General features: G+C 69.4%; 16 protein-coding genes. 4 read left to right on the plus strand and 12 right to left on the minus strand.

Annotated features, from left to right (window positions below):
- Positions 1-9: 9 nt before the first annotated feature.
- From ACFT7S_RS27685 to ACFT7S_RS27695, 3 genes are all read right to left on the minus strand, one after another.
- Entirely contained in the window at positions 10-630 is a 621-nt protein-coding gene (locus ACFT7S_RS27685) for an L-threonylcarbamoyladenylate synthase (protein ID WP_382736407.1), read from the minus strand.
- An 80-nt stretch (positions 631-710) separates the two neighbouring features.
- A complete protein-coding gene (locus ACFT7S_RS27690) occupies positions 711-2,357 on the minus strand; it encodes an FAD-dependent oxidoreductase (RefSeq protein WP_382736408.1) in 1,647 nt (548 codons plus the stop codon).
- A gap of 32 nt (positions 2,358-2,389) precedes the next feature.
- Entirely contained in the window at positions 2,390-3,304 is a 915-nt protein-coding gene (locus ACFT7S_RS27695) for a diiron oxygenase (protein ID WP_382736410.1), read from the minus strand.
- Between the two features lie 283 nt (positions 3,305-3,587).
- On the opposite strand from ACFT7S_RS27695, the gene ACFT7S_RS27700 reads away from it, so the two are divergent.
- Entirely contained in the window at positions 3,588-3,971 is a 384-nt protein-coding gene (locus ACFT7S_RS27700; RefSeq protein WP_382736412.1) for a hypothetical protein, read from the plus strand.
- 30 nt (positions 3,972-4,001) lie between these two features.
- On the opposite strand, the gene ACFT7S_RS27705 is transcribed toward ACFT7S_RS27700, so the two are convergent.
- From ACFT7S_RS27705 to ACFT7S_RS27730, 6 genes are all read right to left on the minus strand, one after another.
- Entirely contained in the window at positions 4,002-5,258 is a 1,257-nt protein-coding gene (locus tag ACFT7S_RS27705) for an aromatic acid exporter family protein (RefSeq protein ID WP_382736414.1), read from the minus strand.
- A 95-nt stretch (positions 5,259-5,353) separates the two neighbouring features.
- Positions 5,354-7,504, minus strand: a complete 2,151-nt coding sequence (locus tag ACFT7S_RS27710; protein ID WP_382736416.1) for an MMPL family transporter — start codon at positions 7,502-7,504, stop codon at positions 5,354-5,356.
- A gap of 213 nt (positions 7,505-7,717) precedes the next feature.
- Positions 7,718-8,077, minus strand: coding sequence for an ArsR/SmtB family transcription factor (locus ACFT7S_RS27715; RefSeq protein WP_382736418.1), 360 nt, complete (start codon positions 8,075-8,077; stop codon positions 7,718-7,720).
- A complete protein-coding gene (locus ACFT7S_RS27720) occupies positions 8,074-8,520 on the minus strand; it encodes an SRPBCC domain-containing protein (RefSeq protein ID WP_382736420.1) in 447 nt (148 codons plus the stop codon). The genes ACFT7S_RS27715 and ACFT7S_RS27720 overlap by 4 nt, the downstream gene beginning before the upstream one ends.
- A 240-nt stretch (positions 8,521-8,760) precedes the next feature.
- Positions 8,761-10,587 (minus strand): glycoside hydrolase family 15 protein, encoded by a 1,827-nt coding sequence (locus ACFT7S_RS27725; RefSeq protein WP_382736422.1) that lies wholly within the window; start codon positions 10,585-10,587, stop codon positions 8,761-8,763.
- 126 nt (positions 10,588-10,713) lie between these two features.
- Entirely contained in the window at positions 10,714-12,132 is a 1,419-nt protein-coding gene (locus ACFT7S_RS27730; RefSeq protein ID WP_382736424.1) for a DUF2252 domain-containing protein, read from the minus strand.
- Between the two features lie 359 nt (positions 12,133-12,491).
- On the opposite strand from ACFT7S_RS27730, the gene ACFT7S_RS27735 reads away from it, so the two are divergent.
- Together ACFT7S_RS27735 and ACFT7S_RS27740 are read left to right on the plus strand one after the other, a co-directional pair.
- Positions 12,492-12,932 (plus strand): DUF6325 family protein, encoded by a 441-nt coding sequence (locus ACFT7S_RS27735; RefSeq protein WP_382736426.1) that lies wholly within the window; start codon positions 12,492-12,494, stop codon positions 12,930-12,932.
- Positions 12,933-13,017: 85 nt separating this feature from the next.
- On the plus strand, positions 13,018-13,311 hold the full coding sequence (locus ACFT7S_RS27740; protein WP_382736428.1) for an SHOCT domain-containing protein: 294 nt from the start codon (positions 13,018-13,020) through the stop codon (positions 13,309-13,311).
- Positions 13,312-13,318: 7 nt separating this feature from the next.
- On the opposite strand, the gene ACFT7S_RS27745 is transcribed toward ACFT7S_RS27740, so the two are convergent.
- The 3 genes from ACFT7S_RS27745 to ACFT7S_RS27755 form a co-directional block, all read right to left on the minus strand.
- Positions 13,319-13,525 (minus strand): hypothetical protein, encoded by a 207-nt coding sequence (locus ACFT7S_RS27745; RefSeq protein WP_382736429.1) that lies wholly within the window; start codon positions 13,523-13,525, stop codon positions 13,319-13,321.
- Between the two features lie 52 nt (positions 13,526-13,577).
- Entirely contained in the window at positions 13,578-14,138 is a 561-nt protein-coding gene (locus tag ACFT7S_RS27750; protein ID WP_382736431.1) for a DJ-1/PfpI/YhbO family deglycase/protease, read from the minus strand.
- Between the two features lie 111 nt (positions 14,139-14,249).
- A complete protein-coding gene (locus tag ACFT7S_RS27755) occupies positions 14,250-14,987 on the minus strand; it encodes an ANTAR domain-containing response regulator (RefSeq protein ID WP_382736433.1) in 738 nt (245 codons plus the stop codon).
- An 86-nt stretch (positions 14,988-15,073) separates the two neighbouring features.
- On the opposite strand from ACFT7S_RS27755, the gene ACFT7S_RS27760 reads away from it, so the two are divergent.
- Positions 15,074-16,231 carry a PAS domain-containing protein gene (locus ACFT7S_RS27760; RefSeq protein WP_382736435.1) on the plus strand — a complete coding sequence of 386 codons (1,158 nt, stop codon included), beginning with the start codon at positions 15,074-15,076 and terminating at the stop codon, positions 16,229-16,231.
- Positions 16,232-16,464 lie beyond the last annotated feature (233 nt).

Here is a 16,464-nt window from a genome sequence, read left to right on the forward strand (position 1 = left end):
CGGTTGTGGCTACTCGAACCGCGAGGGGTCGCCTGCTCCCCTGCGTACGATCTCCGGTTCACCGCCGGAGAAGTCGATGACCGTGGTCGGCTCGGTGCCGCAGTCACCCGAGTCGACCACGACATCCACCACATGGTCGAGCCGCTCCTTGATCTCCCAGCCCTGGGTCAGTGCCTCCTCCTCGTCCGGCAGGAGCAGGGTGCTGGACAGGATGGGCTCACCGAGCTCCGCGAGCAGCGCCTGGACGACGGCATGGTCCGGAATACGCACGCCGACCGTCTTCTTCTTCGGGTGCATCAGCTGGCGCGGCACCTCCTTCGTCGCCGGGAGGATGAAGGTGTAACTGCCGGGTGTCGCCGCCTTGATGGCGCGGAACACGTCGTTGTCGACCTGCACGAACTGGCCCAGCTGGGCGAAGTTCTCGCAGACGAGGGTGAAGTGATGCCGGTCGTCGAGATTGCGGATCGACCGGATTCGGCCGATGCCGTCACGGCTGCCCAGCTGACACCCCAGCGCGTAACACGAATCCGTCGGATACGCGACGAGCGCGCCGGAGCGGATGCTGTCGGCCACGTTGCTGATGGTGCGCCGCTGAGGATTCTCGGGGTGCACGTCGAAGTACTTCGCCATCCGCCGAGTCTAGGTGATCCGGGCCTCTCGGCCCGGCGGCCCGGCGCGTCCGGTCCCTGGCCCTTGTCCGTGCGCACCGCTCAGCGCTTCACCCAGCGGTTGCCCTTCGCCGCCGCCACCAGTTCGGGCACCGTGCCGAGTTTGGCGCGTGTCCGGCCCTGGCCCCGGCCGCGCGCCAGCTCGGCCCGGTCGATGGCGGCCAGGCCGCGGGCGTCGATCAGTTGGCGGGTGCGGCTCCGGACGAGGCGGCGGAACGATGTCGCTGTCAGGGCCGGTGCGGGCAGGGCGCCGGCGACGGCATCGGCGAGGAGCATGCTGACGGTCTCCGCCGCACAGGTGCGGTTGGCCCCGATGCCGCCCGAGGGCCCGCGCTTGATCCAGCCGACGACATACGTTCCGGGCTGCCCCGTCACGCGGCCGCCCTCGTGCGGGACGGTGGTGGTCGCCTCGTCGAAGGGCAGGCCCGGCACGGGCACACCGCGATATCCGACGGCCCGCAGGAGCATGCCCGCCGGTATCTCCAGGTCGCCCGGAACACTCGTCACCCGAGCGGCCCGGACGGTGTCCGTGCCGAGCACCTCCACGGTCGAGGAGTGGAAACGCAGGACGATGCGGCGTCCCGCGTCGGGGGTGGGCGACCAGTCGACCGTCCTTCGGGCCACGTCCCGCAGCAGCGCGGCCTTCCCCTTCGGCGAGGCGCTGTCGATCGTCGCACCGGTCCGCGGATCGTGGTCGTCGACGACGAGTTCCACACCAGGGAGGTGCTTGAGGGCCAGCAGTTCGGAAGCGGTGTACGCGGCGTCCTCGGGCCCGCGGCGGCCGAGCAGGACCACCTCGCGCACCTTCGATGCCCGCAGGGCCGCGAGCGCGTGGTCGGCGATATCGGTACCGGCCAGCGTCTCCGGGTCCGTGGCGAGGATACGTGCCACATCGACCGCGACGTTGCCGTTGCCCACCACGACCACCCGCTCGCCCGAGAGGTCGACGGCGTCCGCCGCGACCTCGGGATGAGCGTTGTACCAGGCGACGAAAGTGGTGGCCGCGATGCTGCCCTGCAGGTCCTCGCCCCCGACGCCGAGCCGGCGGTCCTTGGAGGCACCCACCGCGTAGATGACCGCGTCGTGATGCGCGGCGAGCTCCTGCGTAGTGATGTCCTTGCCCACCTCGACGCCGAGGACCATCCGCGCCCGGGGATGGGCGTGGAAGCGTGCGAAGGTGTCGCCGACCTTCTTCGTCGCGGGATGGTCCGGTGCGACGCCGTACCGGATGAGGCCGCCGGCCACCGGAAGCCGGTCGACCAGGGTCACTTCGGCATTGGTGTGCAGCAGCAGGTCCTCTGCGGCGTACATACCGGCCGGGCCGGTGCCGACGATCGCGACGCGGACCGGCGCGAAGTCGGATGGCACGCCGCGATCGAAACTCGGCTCGCCCCAGGCATGGAAGTTCGGTCCCGCGCCGACCGGTTCGGGCTCGCCGTCCGCGAAGTAGTCCGCGTTGATGGCGGCGTACTCCTGCTGCGCGTCGGGGAGGCTGTCCACCGGGAAGATCGCGTCGACCGGGCAGGCGTCGGCACAGGCACCGCAGTCGATGCAGGTCTTCGGGTCGATGTACAGCATCTCCGTGCTACCGAACTCCCGCTCCTGCGGCGTGGGATGGATGCAGTTGACCGGGCACACGGCGATACAGGTGGCATCGCTGCAGCAGGTCTGGGTGATGGCGTAGGTCATGGCGTCGGCTCGGCTCCGGGTCGGATCTCGGGTCAGATGAGGTTGGCGCGCTTGTAGAAGAACAGCGCCGGCTTGGTGAGGAGGCGGGCCGAAGACAGGAACTCCATGAGGCCAGCACAGCTGGAACGCATCAGGGACCTGTGGTGCTCGTTCGCCGCCGCCTCGGTGAGGGCGCGCTTCGTGTCGAGCCCGGCGTTCGCGTAGACGCCCCGGTTCACCATGCTGGTGACGATGAAGTAGGAGGCGATCGCGATCACGAGCGCGTTGAGCTGCCGGCGCAGCGGGCCCGCGTGCCGGAGCCGCTTACGGGTCTGGTCGCGGGCGAACTTCATGTGCCGGGATTCCTCCACGACATGGATGTTGTTGATCGTGCGGACGAACGGCACGACCCGCTCGTCGCGCATCCAGTCGCGCTGCATGACGTCGAGGACTTCCTCGGCGACGAGGATCGCGGCGTACGCGGCCTCGCCGAAGGCAAGTGTCTTGAAGGCCCTGCCGAGTTCGACGACGCCGCGGCGGGGCTTGTAGGAGGGGGCCCCCAGTTTCGCGGCGCCCCGGGCGAACATGATGGAGTGCCTGCACTCGTCGGCGATCTCCGTGAGCGCCCACTGGAAATCCGCGTCGGTCGGGTCCTTGGTGTAGATGTCGCGCAGCACCATCTGCTGCAGAATCATTTCGAACCAGATACCGGTGCTGGCCACCGACGCCGCCTCCTGGCGGGTCAGCTCCTTGCGCTGGGCATCGCTCAGTTCCTGCCAGTAGGCCGTTCCGTAGAGCGTGCTCCACTCGGGGCTCGCACCGTGGAAGTCCTTGTCCAGCGGGGTGTCCCAGTCCACCTCGGTGGCCGGGTCGTACGACAGTTTCGCGGACGAGTCGAGCAGCCGCCGTGCGACGTCCTGCTCCTGGAGCCGGTCCTGTTCCTCCGGCCGAAGTGTGCTGCTTGACATGCTGCGGCTCCTTGAATCGAGAGGTCGACCCGACGCCGGCCGCCGTGTCGCTCCCACCGAGTGCCCGCTTGATGGGAGCGATGGCTGCCACGCGCCAACCACGCTTGTTAGACACCGCGTCTAGCAAGCTGTCAGGCGGAAGGTACAACAAGAGCGGCTCGTGGGCCTACCCCCGGTAACAAATTGCGTGAGATCTCTCCACGGAGCTGCCGCCGCGCCTTCACGTGGCGGGCGGCCCCGGAGGGCGGCCGGCAGTGTCAGACCCTCGCCGTACGCTCGCGCCATGAGTGTTTCCCTCTACTACAGCGCGCGCCGCGAGCAGCCGCTGACCGAGGCCGAGACGGCCTCCGTCGAGCGCATCGTCGCCGCCCACATGGCGTCGTTCCCGTACAGCGGAGAGGAGGAGTCCCTGTATCTCTATCCACCGGACAGGGGCGACGCGGGCGAGATCCTGGCGGGGTCCACGAAGATGCCGCTCGACCCGGGGCGGCTCCTGCCGTTGATCGCCTGTGTGCTCGATTCGGTGACCGAACTGCGGCGCGCCGTCGCGGGAGCGGAGTGGCGGGTCCACTCGGACGACCTCGACGTCCCCTGGGACGAGACGGAGGGCTATGCCCTGCCCGGCATGCGTGATCCCGACCTCGTCGCCGAGCTCAACAACCTCTGACGGTCCGGCCGGTGGACGGCGGGCACCGCGTCAGTCCCGGTCGTGCTCGTCGGACGCGTCCGCCATGTCTTCGCTGTCCGGACGCGAGCGACCGAGGCGCAACCGGTCCCGGAGCTTGTCCACCAGCGGGTATTTCTCCCGCTGTTCACGGGACTGACGGTCCAGCTCCTCCACCAGTCGCGCCGACCGCTTCTCCACATCCAGCTCGTCCAGAATCCGGTCGACCTCCGCCAGCAGCGCCCCGTGCAACTGCCACTGGCGTGGATGCTGCTGTACGCCTCCGAGCAGCAGGAACGCGACGGTCTCCCTGCTCTCACGGCTGGCGGAGAGCTCCTCGACCAGCCGGTCCTCCGCCGCGTCGGCGTTCGCACTGACCTGTGTGGTGATGAGTTCGGCGAAACTCTCGACCGCACGGGCCATATGGGTGAGGAGTTCCTGAAGGGCGGCGCCGGTCTCGGGCTGGAAGAGCGGCTCGTCCGTCCGGGCCTTGGCGAGATCGGTCAGGGTGCGGCACGCGGTGCGGAGCACCACCGCGCAGATCTCCAGGGTGTCCAGCCCGGTCCGCAGGACGACCCGGAAGAGCATGCCTTCCTTGACGCGGGGGTTGAGCCGGAGGCTGTCCTCCGCCTGCCGGAGCGACGCGTCCACCTGGACGATGTCGTGATCCAGCCGGCGGGCCTCGTGCAAGCGGTCGGCGGCCACCGCCACGGTGGTGTGGCCGACCACCTCGTCGCTGAGGCAGAGCAGCAACCGCCGCATGCGGCCCGCGAGATGCTCGATGGCCTCGCTGGCCGGCTGCACCCACACCGGTGGTGCGAACAGGACGTTGAACAGCAGTCCCACGACCGCCCCGATGAGCGTTTCGAGCACCCGGTCCCAGGCCGTCTCGGTCACGTGCGTCACGCCCAGCACCAGCATCGCGCTGATCGCCACTTCGGGTACGAACTCACCGGCCCGGACGAAGCGGCCGAGCACCAGGGACGCGAGGATGATCAGGCCCAGGCTCCACCAGCTCAGCCCCACCAACGAGCTGAAGCCGATGGCGATGACCACGCCGGCCACCACCGCGTTCACCCTGCGCATGCTCGTGGTGAGCGTGGAGTAGAGGGTGACCTGGACGACGAGCAGCGCGGTCAGTGGCGCGGTGAGCGGCGCGGGTTCACTGCTCAGCATCAGGGCGACGACGTAGGAGATCACGGCAGCCACGGTCGACCGGACCGTCTGTACGACCACCGGCTCGTTGTGCCGCCGGACGAGATTCAGCAAGGGGTCGGTGACTTCGGGCACTCTGTGAATCCTCCGGGGCCTACGCGCAGGGGGCAACGGCAGCTGCGACGGGAACCGGGCAGCCGGCCGGCGAGCAGGACGTACGTGCCCGGAATCTAGGAATCCGTGGCCGGCGTCCCGGGCCCACTCGTCGCTGTACCGTCCTCGCGGGCGAGCCGGTGCGGCCACCACACCTTCGGGCCGATGTCCAGGAACAGGGACGTGACCAGTACGGACCGTACGACGAAGGTGTCGAGCAGTACACCCAGCGCCACGGCGAATCCGATCTCCGCGAGACCCACGATCGGCAGGGTTCCGAGGGCTGCGAAGGTGCCCGCCAGGACGAGTCCCGCCGAGGTGATCACCGCTCCGGTGGCCGCGAGCCCGGTCACCACTCCGGCCCGGGTGCCCTGATGCAACGCTTCCTCGCGGATGCGGGTGGAGAGGAAGATGTTGTAGTCGATCCCGAGCGCGACCAGGAACACGAAGACGAACAGCGGGAAGTCCGTCGACTCGCCCGCGTAGTCGAAGACGTACCGGAAGACGAGCGCGCTGACGCCCAGTGCGGCGGCGAAGGACAGCACCACCGTCGCGATCAGCAGCAGCGGAGCCACCACCGCGCGCAGCACCAGCGCGAGGATGCACAGCACCACAAGCAGCACCAGAGGGATGATCAGGATGTTGTCGTGCCTCGTGGCGGTGTCCATGTCCAGCAGGGCCGCCGTGCCACCGCCCACCTGGGCGTCGGCGTATGGCACGTCATGCACCGCGTCACGGACCCGTTTCACGGTCTGCTTGGCCGCATCGCTGTCCGCCGGATCGGTCATGGTCGCCTCGAAGAGCACCTGGCCGTCGTGCACCGGCTTCGTACCCGGGGGTACGCCGATGGATTCGGGTACCACACCACGGGTCGACGCGACCGCCATGCGTACCTCCGCGTTCCGGTCGGCGGCGGCGATGACCACCAGCGGATTGCCGCTGCCCGCAGGGAAGTAGCGGTCCTGGACCTCCTGGCCGGTGATCGAGTCGGGCTTGTCGGTGAAGGAGTCGGCGTTGCTCAGCCCCGCGGCGCGCAGCTGCGTCAGCCCCAGGGAGAGCACGGCGAGCACCAGGGCGGTGCCCACCCAGACCGCGCGGGGACGCAGGGCGATCCGCGCCCCCATCCGCGCCCAGACGCCGTGCTCGGTGGGCTCGGGCGAGCCCAAGTGCGGGACGACCGGCCAGAAGACCCATCGTCCGAAGATCACCAGAAGCGCCGGGAGGAGGGTGACCATGGCGAGCAGGGCCACGGCCACGCCGATCGCGGCAACGGGACCCAGACCCTTCGTCGAGTTCATCTCGGCGGTCAGCAGCACGAGCATGCCCAGCACCACCGTGCCGCCGCTCGCCAGCACCGCGGGCCCGGCCCGGTGCAGCGCACGGGCCATGGCCTCGTGGCGGTTCTCGTGCCGGCGCAACTCCTCCCGGTAGCGGGCCACCAGGAGCAGGGCATAGTCCGTCCCCGCGCCGAAGACCAGCACGGTGAGGATGCCGGCGCTCTGCCCGTTGACGGTCAGACCCGCGTGCGTCGCGAGCAGATAGATGAGCGCCTGCGCGCTGAAGAGTGCGGCAACGACCGCGAGCACCGGCAGGAGGAGCAGTGTCGGGCTGCGATAGGTGATCAGCAGCATCACGATCACCACGGCGAGCGCGGCCAGCAGCAGGGTCGAGTCGATGCCCGAGAAGGCATCGGCGGAGTCGGCCGTGACACCGCCGGGCCCGGTGATGTGCACAGCGAGACCGTCGCCGCCGGTGCCCACGATGTCCCGGATGGAGTCGACGGCGGGCCCGATGCGCTCCCACCCTTCCTCGTCCATGGTGATGGGTACGAACACCTGGGCCGCCTGGGGCGGGATCGTCCTGTTGTAGACGGGGCCCCGGGTCTCCGCGCCCCTGACGCCGTCCGCCCGCAGCATCTTGAGCTGCCGCGTGTCCGCGGCGATCCGGACACGGTCCTCCCGCGTCAGGCCGTCCTCACGGGCGTACACGACGATCGTCGTGATGATCTCGGGTCTGAAGTCCTTCGAGCTCTCCAGCACCTGGGTGGACTCGGCGCTGCTCGGCAGCCAGGAGGCGGCGTCGTTGTCCTGCGCGTCGGTGAGCTTCTGGGCGAGGGGCGCGGCGACGACGAAGACCACCAGCCACAGGGCCACCACCAGCCACTTGGTGCGTGGGCCGCACGTCAGCCAGGCCACTCCGCGCCGTCGAGGCTGCTGGACGTCCGGCATGCCATTCCCCCATCGCTTCGTCATGAGTGGCATGGCTGCCCTCGGGACGGAGGCCGTCGAAGTGGCCCGCGAGGCAGCGATCTTCTTCGGCCGCCCGCGGGCCCGGCCCGTGCGGGAGACAGTAAGTGGAGCCTTGCCGGGCGGGCCCGCGACATGCCGTCCGTACCGGGCCGGGCCCCGGTTGGGCTATCCGGGGCCGCGAGCGGGGATCGGTTACCGGTCCGTGTTCCTCTCCTCCTGTTCCGCCGTCTCGGCGACGCGCTTGATGGTCGCCAGCCGCCGGTCCCAGTCCGTCGCGAGCGCGGCCATCCACCGCGAGGTCGCGTCCAGAGCGGCGGGCCGCACGGTGTACCGCATCTCGCGCCCTACACGGCTGCCGGAGACCAGTCCGGCGGCGTCGAGGACGGCTAGATGCTTGACCACGGCCTGCCGTGAAACGGGGAGTCGCTCGGCGAGCGTCGTCGCGGTGGCCTCGCGCTGCGCGGCGAGCTGGTCCAGCAGCCGGCGTCGCGTCGGGTCGGCCAGGGCGGCGAGGACGCTGTCGACCGCTTCCGAGCCCCGCTCGTCCGTCACACGGACGGCTTTTCGGCGCGTGTCCTGAGGGCGTCGAGCACCTGCGGCCAGCCGCCTGTGTTGTCCTTCACGGCCTTGTTCCGCAGCTCGTCGGAGCCCGCCAGGGCCGCGAACCCGCTCTCGACGACGCGCAGCCGCGTCTGGTCGCCCTCCGGGGTCAGCGTGAACTCCACGAGGGTGCTGTTGTCCTCGCGCAGCTCTTCGCCGGGAAACGCGCTGGCCCAGCGGTACGCCAGGTACGTCTGCGGCTCGACCTTCTCCACGCGTACGGGGAAGTCGCCGTACTCGGGGTTCTTCGCCACCAGGGACTCGCCCTCCTTGGCCACGGCTCCGGACAGGCTCCCCTCTTCGGCCACCCAGAAACCCGGTTCGGCCACCAGGGACCAGACGCGGTCCAGGGATGCGGCGATGAGGGTTTCGCGCTCGATCCGGTCCTCGCTCATGACGTGACTCCTTCGTGTCGTTCATGCCGTCGATCGGTGCAACTTCAGGGTTGCACGTTGAGACATGAGACGCAACCCGAAGGTTGCACCATGGGATGAGGCTCCGGTCAGCCCACCGAGTCCACCGCGTTACGCCAGACCCGCGGGGTGGGTCCGGTCGGCACAGCCGTCACCGCACTCTCGGGCACGCGCCTGCGTCTCGGCGGGAGTGCCGGTGCGCGGCGGCACGGACGGTGGTGATCACTGGCAGTGTCCTTGCTCCTCGTCGAGGGCCTGGTCCAGGGTGACCGCCGCCATGATGAGCGACAGATGGGTGAACGCCTGGGGGAAGTTGCCCAGCTGCTCCCCGCTCGGGCCGATCTCCTCGGCGAACAGCCCGACGTGGTTGGCGTAGGTCTGCATCTTCTGGAACGTGTAGCGGGCCTGGGCCACCCGTCCCGCCCGGGCGAGCGCGTCGACGTACAGGAAGGTGCACAGACTGAACGTGCCCTCCGAACCGGGCAAGCCGTCCGGCGAAGCCGCCGGGTCGTAGCGGTAGACGAGACTGTCGGAGACGAGCCTGCGGTCCATCGCGTCGAGTGTGGAGAGCCAGACCGGGTCCTTCGGGGCGATGAACTCCACCCTCGGCATGAGCAGCAGCGAGGCGTCCAGGACGTCGCTGTCGTAATGCTGCACGAAGGCCCGTTCCTTGTCGTTCCAGCCGCGCGCCATGACCTGCTCGAGGATGGCGTCCCTGGCCTTGCGCCATCCGTCCACGTCCGCCGGCCTGCGGAAGCGTTCGGCCAGACTCAGCCCCTGGTCGAAGGCGACCCAGGCCATCACCCTGCTGTAGGTGAAGTCGCGGCGTCCGCCGCGGGTCTCCCAGATGCCCTCGTCCGGCCGGTCCCAGTTCTTCGCGAACCAGTCCAGCGTCCTCGCCAGAGCCTGCCATCCCCGGTACGTGGCCTGCTGGGCGACCGCACGCCCCTGGGACAGTCCGTAGAGGGCCTCACCGTAGATGTCCAACTGGAGCTGGTCGGCTGCGCCGTTGCCGATGCGTACGGGGGAGGAGCCGCGGTATCCCTCGAAGTGGTCGAGGGTCTCTTCCGCCAGGTCGGGGTCGCCGTCGACGCGGTACATCGTCTGGAGCGGCTCTTCCTCCTTGCCCTCGCGCTGATGCAGCCGATCCACCAGCCAGTGGACGAAGGCAGTCGCCTCCTCGACGAATCCGAGGTCCAGCATGGCTCGCACGGACAGCGCGGCGTCGCGAATCCAGGTGTAGCGGTAGTCCCAGTTGCGCTCGCCGCCGATCTGCTCGGGCAGGCCCATGGTGGCTGCCGCGACCAGCGCGCCGGTGGGCGCGTAGGTGAGGAGCTTGAGCGTGATGACCGAGCGGTGCACCAGCTCGGGCCAGCGGCCCCGGTAGCGGGACCGGCGCAGCCATTGCTGCCAGAAGTGGACGGTCCCCTCGACCTGTGCGGTGAGCCCGTCGACCGTGAGCGGTTCGGGTGCCGGGCCGCCGGAGGCGCAGACGGTGAACACGGCGCCTGCGGCCTCACCGGCGCTCAGGGTCACGGTGCCCCGGACGTCCTGACCATCGCGCTCCAGTGGGAAGGTGGTCTGCAGATGGGCATCGATCCCCGGAGCGCTGAAAAGGCCGTCCTTCTCTCCGAGCTCCAGCGAGTGCTCCGCGCGGCCGTAGTCGAAACGAGGTCGGCACTCGAGCGTGAAGGCGACCGTCCCGCGCACGGCGCGCACCACGCGCACCAGGGTGTGGCGGTCGGTGACTGCACCGATCCGGTCCGGCGGCATGAAGTCGACGACTTCGCCCACGCCGTCCGGGGACATGAAGCGCGTCACCAGGACGGCCGTGTCGGGGTAGTAGAGCTGCTTGCAGCTTCCGTCGGGGTGGTCGGGGGCCAGCCGCATGTACCCGCCCCGGTCGTGGTCGAGCAGGGCGGCGAAGATGCTCGGCGAATCGAACCTCGGAGCAGCGAACCAGTCGACGACACCCTGGGACGACACGAGTGCAGCGGTCTGTAGATCGCCCACCAGGCCGTGTTCGGCGATGGGAGGGTAGCGGTCCATAGCTGCTCCGATGTCTCGAACAGAAGTCCCCTGCACTTACCATCCGGCACCCCGGCCCGCTCTGCGCGCCGAGGCCGTGCGGCCCGTCCGCAGCCTTCGCCCCGCGGCCGGTGCTCGATCGGTTCCTCAGTCCGCCCGAGCGGCGACCCGCTTGCCCTTGATCGCGTCGAGGAGTGCCTGATGGTCGCGCTCGTTCTGGTCGGCGTAGCGCTCGGCGAACGTCGCCAGAGCGCGGTCGAAGACGTCACTCCTGCCGAGGTAGGCGGCGATGGCGATACGGTCGCCCGACCTGGCGTGGGCGCGGGCGAGCGTGGCCCCGCACAGTTCGCCGAACAGCTGCATGCCGCGGGGAACCATCAGGGACGGTTCGGCGACGAACTTCCAGTCCCGCAACTGGCGTACGTAGAAGTCCCGTTCGCGGCCGTCGATCCCCTGCGTCCGTTCCCAGCCCAGAAAGATGTCGCTGGCGGCCTGCATCAACCGCTGCCCCGCGACCACCCGCTCGCCCTGTGTGGCGAACCGGCTGTTCCCGACGTGCGGAGCGAGGACGGACTGGTCCGCTTCCTTGGCCTGGAGGAACAGCGGATCCCCACCGTCCCGGCCGAGCATCAGCACGATCCAGCACCGGGTGCCGACGCTGCCGACACCGACCACCTTGCGCGCGAAGTCCACCGGGGTGAACTGCTGGAGCAGGTGCTGACGGTCGGTCTGGAGACTCGTGCCGTACAGGCGGATGAGCCCGCGTACGTTCTCCTCCAGCGCCCGTCGTTCCACGTCCGGCAGCAGATCGGCGAGCGGCGTGATGACGGGAGGCGAGGCCGCGATCCGACGCTCGCCGTCGACCATGGCGGTGAGCTTCCCGAAGGCCTGGAGGCTGTCGTGCGTGCGCGCCTTCGCCAAGGACCGGGCGAGCTTCTCACGGCCACGCTTGTGCAGCCGCCCGGACGCCAGCGCCGACAACTGCGCGGCGTCGGACCGGGCGTACCACACGTCCATCGTGCGCATCCCGGCGAATCTGCGCATCTGTTCGCGGTACGACCGCACGGTGGCGCGGACGATCGTGCCGCGCTGTCGCTCCGTGAAGCCGTTCTCCCGGCCGGCGATCACCAGGCTGGCAGCCAGTCGTTTCGCGTCCCATTCCCACGGTCCCGGCAGCGTCTCGTCGAAGTCGTTGATATCGAAAAGCAGATTCCGCTCCGGAGAAGCCAGCAGGCGGAAATTGAGCATGTGGGCGTCACCGCACAGTTGGGCCCGCAGACCGGAATCCGGAGTCGTGGCCAAGTCACCCGCCATGATCGCGGCCGCACCCCGGTAGAACCGGAAGGGCGACTCCGCCATCCGCCCGTACCGGAGGGGAACGAGTTCCTGTACGCGCGTCGCGGACTGTTTCTCGATGGTGTCCACCGGGTTCGGCCGATGCCGGGACGGCGTGAAATCCGCGTGGGCGGAACGCGAGGAGCGCGCACGGGCCGCCTTGCCCCGGGCCGCTCGCTCCCGGGGGGAGAGCTGTACTTCTCGCGTGACCGTCACCGGTTTCCGGTTCATTTCGCACCTTCCCCAGCGGCGTTGCCGCCGCGCGCGGAGTTGATGAGCGGAAGCCGTGGCGGCCCTGCCCATTCCAGGGAAACGCACATCGGCCGAGACGGCACTGCGGCGGGGAAGCGTCGCCCGTCGGGCGGGCTGGGCCAGAGAGATCGGGACGATGCGTCGTTGCGTCTGCCGAACCCAGACAGTCATGAAAGCGCCGGAGGCGCGAAGTGCGGGCGCCCGACCGGGCAAGCAGAAGTGTGCGGACGGGGCAGTGGCCCGATTCGCCGACGGATGTGAGCCGAGGTGCATGGGAAGGCGCGCGGTGTTGCAATGGTGAGGCTGGTGTGAAGACCCGAACGAGGCCAGGAGCCCCGATGAGCGCAGCCGAAGATTTCGATATGGGCCCTGTCGACTATTTGGTCGTCGAGTTTCCGGGCAACCGAATGACCGGCGAGGGTCTGCCGCTCCTTCTCGATCTGGTGGAGCGGCGCATCATCCGGATTCTCGATCTGAGATTCGTCAGAAAAGAACGCGACGGTTCAGTGACGGGCATCGAGATCGCCGACATGGACGGTGACGGAGAACTCGACGTGGCCCTCTTCGAAGGCGCCTCATCGGGCCTGCTCGGCGAGGACGACCTGCAGGACGCAGCCGCCGTACTGGAGCCGGGGACGTCCGCAGGCGTCATCGTCTACGAGAACACCTGGGCCGCACCCTTCGCTGCCGCCCTACGGCGCGCGGGTGCCCAGTTGGTGGCCGGTGGGCGGATTCCGGTGCCGGACCTCGTGGCATCGCTCGAAGCGGTCGAGGCCTGAGTCCGAAGCGAGACCGCCACCCATCCGGGCCCGGACGCTGTCGTGACGACCGCTCCGGGCCGCTCCGCGAGCAAGGAAGAATGCCATGCCTGGTCTACTTCGTGGAATCGCCCGTACCGCTGCGGTCGCCGGGACGGCGACCGCGGTCTCCAATCGAGTGTCGCGACGTCAGGCCGGCCGCTGGGCCGAGCAGGACAACGCGCAAGCCGCCCAGCAGGGTGTCTACGCCGCCCCTCCCGCCGCGCCGCCGGCCGAAGCGCCCGCGCCGTCGATGGAGAGCAAGATCGACCAGCTGAAGGAGCTCGGGGAACTCAAGGCGCAGGGAGTTCTCACGGAAGCTGAGTTCGAAGTCCAGAAGGGCCGCATTCTCAACTCCTGAGCACCTCCTACGGGCGCCGGTCCGTGGGTGCGGCCGGCCGCCGACCCGATGTCTCCTCGATCCGCTGCGGTGAACCGGTGCCGAGGCGGCCGGCCAGGTACGTCTCCTGCGCCGGCACGGCGCCCATGGTGATCCCGACAGCGACAGCGACGGCCACGCAGATCACGATCAGCCACGACAGCATGGTGAAGACCGGGCCGAGCGACCCCGGCACTTCGGGGCAGCACGCCGCGCGACCGTACGCCGATGCGGAGCGGCGAAGGCGCCTACACCGCGAGCGCCTCGTCGATCTCGCGCACGAAGGGTTCCAGGTCGCCGGGGTTGCGTGAGGTGATGAGGTTCCAGCCGCCGGTGCCATCGGTGACGACCGGCTCATCGGTCCAGGCGCCTCCCGCGTTGCGGATGTCGGTCTTCAGCGAGGAGTAGGAGGTGAGCCGCTTCCCTTCGAGTACACCGGCTTCGACGAGAGCCCATGGCCCGTGGCAGATCGCCGCGACGGGGCGCCCGGCTTCCGTGAAGGCGCGGACGATGTCGGTGGCGGGCCCCTGCAGCCGGAGCGTGTCCGCGTTCAACGTGCCGCCGGGCACGAGCAGCAGGTCGTAATGGGCCGGATCGGCGTCGGCCAGAGTGAGGTCGGGCCGGATGGATTTCCCCGGATTCTTGTCGCTGACGAGCGTCTCGATGTCGTCCATCGACACGGCGGCGACGTCGACCTGGGCGCCCCATCCACGAAGATGCTCGACCGGCACCACGAGTTCGTCCTGCTCGACACCGTAATTGGTGACGATGGCCAGTACGTTCCGCTTGCTCACGTCGTTCTCAGTCATCAGCTGTCACCTTTCCGAACGCTGCATATCCATGGCGATTCCACGTCCTCGGTTCCCCCGATATCCGTAGTCATGCATTCCTGCCGGCCGCGTGACGGTCCCTGCACCCCCTCAGCGGGCCGGCGATCCGGTGCGGCGGGAGGAGGGGGCCGTGTACCTGATGAGCCGCAGGTGCTGGGCGAGACCTCGGCCGTTCGCCTCGACCACTTCTTCTGCTATCTCGCTCAGTTTGAGGTTCGTCCCCTGGGAAATGGCCCGCAGTATCGCGAACGCCTGATCGGCGTCGCAGCCCACGACGCGCATCACGATGCCGCTGGCGCGGTCGATCACGGCATGCGACGTCACGGCCCTCTTCAACTGCTGCACTTCGGCCCTCGTCGACGCGTACGCGTGATCACGGAGCAGCCCGTCGATGAAGTCCTCGACGAGCCCACGGAGGGGCTGGCGGATCGAGGGAGGGAACGCGTTCGGCCGGAACGCGTAGAGGGTGACCGCCGTGACAATGCCCTGTTCACGGACCGGAAGAGCCAGGCAGGCGCGAAGGCCCGTTCCCAGGGCCCGGGAACGGAAGCGCGGCCATCGTGGGTCCGCGACCAGGTCGGCGGAGGCCACAGGTTCGTGGAGGGCGAAGGCGTCGCAGTCAGGACCCGCGCCCGTCGTCTCCTGGAGCCGGGCCAGCACCGCAAGGTCGGGGTGGGTCGCCGCGGTCCGGCGTCCGCCGCCGGGGACGCACAGGGTCACGGTGGTTCCGCAGCACGCCGGTGCGTATTCTCTCGCACGCAGACTCAATTGTGTGGTCCGCCGCACGGCGGACGCGGATTCGGTATTCACCTCGATCGGCGGAGACATTTCCGATCCCTCCTTCGCGCCTTCGCGCGGAACGAACCACCCCTGCCGCGCGCCCCGAATCCGGCCGAATCCGTTAGCTTCGCTTCATGACCCAGTCAGAGGACTTCGGCAGCGAGTTCCGGGACTTCGCAGCCCGGGTGGAGGAGCTGCGCGCAGCCCGCGCCCGCCCCGACTCCGAACGTTCGGTTCTGCTCGATGCGGCACTTCTGGAATTGCAGCACGTGGTCGACGACATGCGCCCGGCGTACGAGGAATTCGCCTCCCGCGTCAGAGGTGCGACGACCGGTGTCAGGGCCGAGCAGCTCTTCAAGGCTATCTTCGAAAACATTCCGGTGCCCGTGGCCCTCGTGGACGGCGAAACGGTGATGCGGCGCATCAATGCTGCCGCCGCCGACCTGACCGGTCTGCCCGTCGGCTATGCGGCGGGCAGACCGCTGAGCGGGATCCTGCGCCCCGGCGACCGGCCCGCGCTGCGGAGCCAGACCGCGGCTGTCGCCAGAGGAGAGGGTAGCCGCAGCCTCTCGGTGCACCTTCAGTCACGGACGGGGAGCTTCGTGCGCGTGACGCTCACCGAGGTGCTGTCGTCCGGCGATACGGAAACCGCGGTATTGGTGACCCTCTGGCCGACCTCCACGCAGGCCACCGGACATCCGCCCGAGGCGACACCAACGGTGCGGGTGGCGGTCCGCGCGGCCGAACTCACGGACCTGATGGACCGGACGACCCGCGTGCTCCTCGGAGGCCGCGCACACGATCCGGCCGAGGTGCTGCGGTCCGTGACCGGCCTGATCCGGGACGGGATCGCCGACTGGGCGGTGCTCGATCTCCTTGTCGAGGGAGAGCTGACCCGCAGTGCCGTGCACGGCCCCGAGGGGAACGACGACCCGGGACTGGAGAAAACGATCGTCCAGCAGGACCCTCGGCGCTGCCCTGTGGTCGTCGGCGTCGTGAGCACGGGCTCGGTCGTGCTCGACGGCCTGGCGGCCGACCTCGACCGTCTGGGCGTGGACGACAACGGGGCTCCGCTGGCAGGACGCGCCGACGTCGGTTCGCTCCTGGCCGTGCCACTCTCCGCCCAGGTCGGCGAGCCCCCGGTGCGGGGTGTGCTGACCCTGCTGCGGACGGGGGCGCGACCTTCGTTCTCCATGGCCGAGGCCGCATGCGTGGAGACGATCGTGGGGCACATGGCGATCGTCGCGGAGGCTCTTGCCGACGGTGCGACGACGGCCGGGGGCGCCGAGTAGCGCCCGTCGCACTCGGTACGGGAAGGTGTGCGGCGCTGCCGCGGCGTGATCCCCGTGGCCGGGCCGAGGAAAGACCCCTGAATCCCACTTCCCCGGCCCGGCCCCACCGTGGCCGGCCGCTCGGCTGTCTCTCCGGGTCCCCGCGTGTCCGAGGTCCAAACATGGCGAGCGCTCGCAGCGGCACCCTGCCTGCGGAAGTGGGACGGCGCTGAGGCTGTTTTCCCAACCATCAG

Source organism: Streptomyces sp. NPDC057136 (assembly GCF_042670885.1).
GTDB lineage: Bacteria > Actinomycetota > Actinomycetes > Streptomycetales > Streptomycetaceae > Streptomyces.